2 protein-coding genes are annotated in these 1,890 nt (G+C 59.5%); one reads left to right on the forward strand and one right to left on the reverse strand.

Going from position 1 to position 1,890, the window contains the following annotated elements; genetic code table 11:
- On the forward strand, positions 1–344 hold a 344-nt coding region (locus ACF08D_RS31240), incomplete at its 5' end, for an SRPBCC family protein (protein ID WP_392227576.1).
- Here ACF08D_RS31240 and ACF08D_RS31245 read toward each other — a convergent pair.
- Positions 304–1,584 carry an IS256 family transposase gene (locus tag ACF08D_RS31245; protein ID WP_030537341.1) on the reverse strand — a complete coding sequence of 427 codons (1,281 nt, stop codon included), beginning with the start codon at positions 1,582–1,584 and terminating at the stop codon, positions 304–306. The genes ACF08D_RS31240 and ACF08D_RS31245 overlap by 41 nt on opposite strands.
- Positions 1,585–1,890 lie beyond the last annotated feature (306 nt).

Here is a 1,890-nt window from a genome sequence, read left to right on the forward strand (position 1 = left end):
GTGTATCAGTTGACAGAGTGGGTAGCTCGAAAATCATGAGTACCGTGACCGAATCCGTAGATGTCAACGTCCCCATCTGTACCGCCTACGACCAGTGGACTCAATTCGAGTCGTTCCCCCACTTCATGTCCGGAGTACGGGAAATTCGACAAACCGACGATGTGCACACACAGTGGATCCTCGAAATAGCCGGACAACCACGGGAATTCGACGCCACCATCACCGAACAGCACCCGGACGAACGCATCGCGTGGAAATCGGACGCAGGGTCTATCTCTTTAACGGTGTTTCGGCGGATTTCCATCAGTAAGTTTCCGATCCCGGCCAACGATCGGCGAACGTGATCGCAAACGCGTTCAGAGCGGGCTTCCACCTCGTTATCCATCGTGCCTGGCCCTTGCCTGTCGGGTCGAGCGAACGTGTCACCAAATACAGACACTTCAGCGCAGCCGCCTCGGTAGGGAAATGGCCACGAGCTTTCACCGCCCTCCGATAGCGGGCATTGAGGGACTCAATCGCGTTGGTAGAGCAGAGCACTCGCCGTATCTCTGTGTCGTAATCGAGGAACGGAATGAACTCCTGCCAAGCGTTGGTCCACAATCGGATGATCGCCGGATACCTCTCACCCCAGTGCTCGGCGAGATCGTCCAGCCCCGCGTGAGCGGCAGCCTCGGTCGGTGCCGTGTAGATCGGTCTGAGATCGTGTTTGAGTGCGTCCCAGTGTTGACGTCCCGAGAGCCGAAAGGTGTTGCGGATCAAATGCACGACGCACGTTTGTACCGTCGTGGCCGGCCATACGTTCTCGACGACTTCCGGCAGGCCTTTCAATCCGTCGCAGACCAGGAAGAACACATCCCGAGTGCCGCGATTGCGAATGTCCGTCAGCACGGACATCCAGAATTTGGCGCCCTCACCGCCGGTGCCGGCCCACAATCCGAGCACGTCGCGCCGTCCGTCGAGACTGACGCCGATCGCCGCGTAGATCGGCCGGTTTGCGACCTGCCCGTCTCGAACTTTGACGACGATCGCATCGACGAAAACTGCCGCGTACACCTCGTCGAGCGGACGGGCAGACCAGTCCTGCATCTCCTCGAGGACCTTGTCGGTGATCCGCGAGATGGTCTCCTTCGAGACCGAGGCCCCGTAGATTTCAGCGAAATGCGAACTGATTTCACCAGTCGTTAATCCTTTGGCGTACAACGACAACACGATCTCATCGACCCCGTTCAATCGACGTTGGCGTTTCTTGACGATCTGCGGCTCGAACGTCCCTTCCCGATCACGAGGGACCTCGATCGGGACATGCCCACTGGCCTCGGTCAACACCGTTTTCGACCGAGTCCCGTTGCGAATATTCGTAGACTCCCGATCGGCCGGAGCTTGGTTCTTGTCGTGCCCGAGGTGCTCGGTCATCTCCTCGTTCAGTGCGGTTTCCAGAACGGTTTTGGTGAACTGCTTGAGCAAACCGTCCGGCCCGGTCAGCGACAGGCCCTGCTCCTTGGCCAGGCGCACCAACTCCGCGGCCGCCGCAGCTTCCGCGGAGGGCTCGGCCCTCTTCTTCGTCACATTCTCCAGTGTCGTCATCTCGGCACCTCCTCGCCGAGCATTCACTCAGCGTCTCGGGCCAAAACACCGATTGCGAAACAGTCCCGGCAGCCACCAATACTTTGGAAAACATCGTTCTTCTGAACCTCGGCTCGTTGCTCGGATGGCGTGGCAGGGAGGGAAGCGGTGCATGCGCCCCGGTTGTCAGGGGGTCCTGCTCGCGGCATCGGTGCGGGTGAACCGGGTGAAGTACCGCAGGGCGTCGGGGTCGTCGATCGTGTCGGATCCGATGATGCGATCGACGTCCGCTCCTTGGACGATGCGTTTGATCGGTATCTCGATCTT

The sequence above is a fragment of the Streptomyces sp. NPDC015131 genome, from assembly GCF_043079975.1.
Lineage (GTDB): Bacteria > Actinomycetota > Actinomycetes > Streptomycetales > Streptomycetaceae > Streptomyces.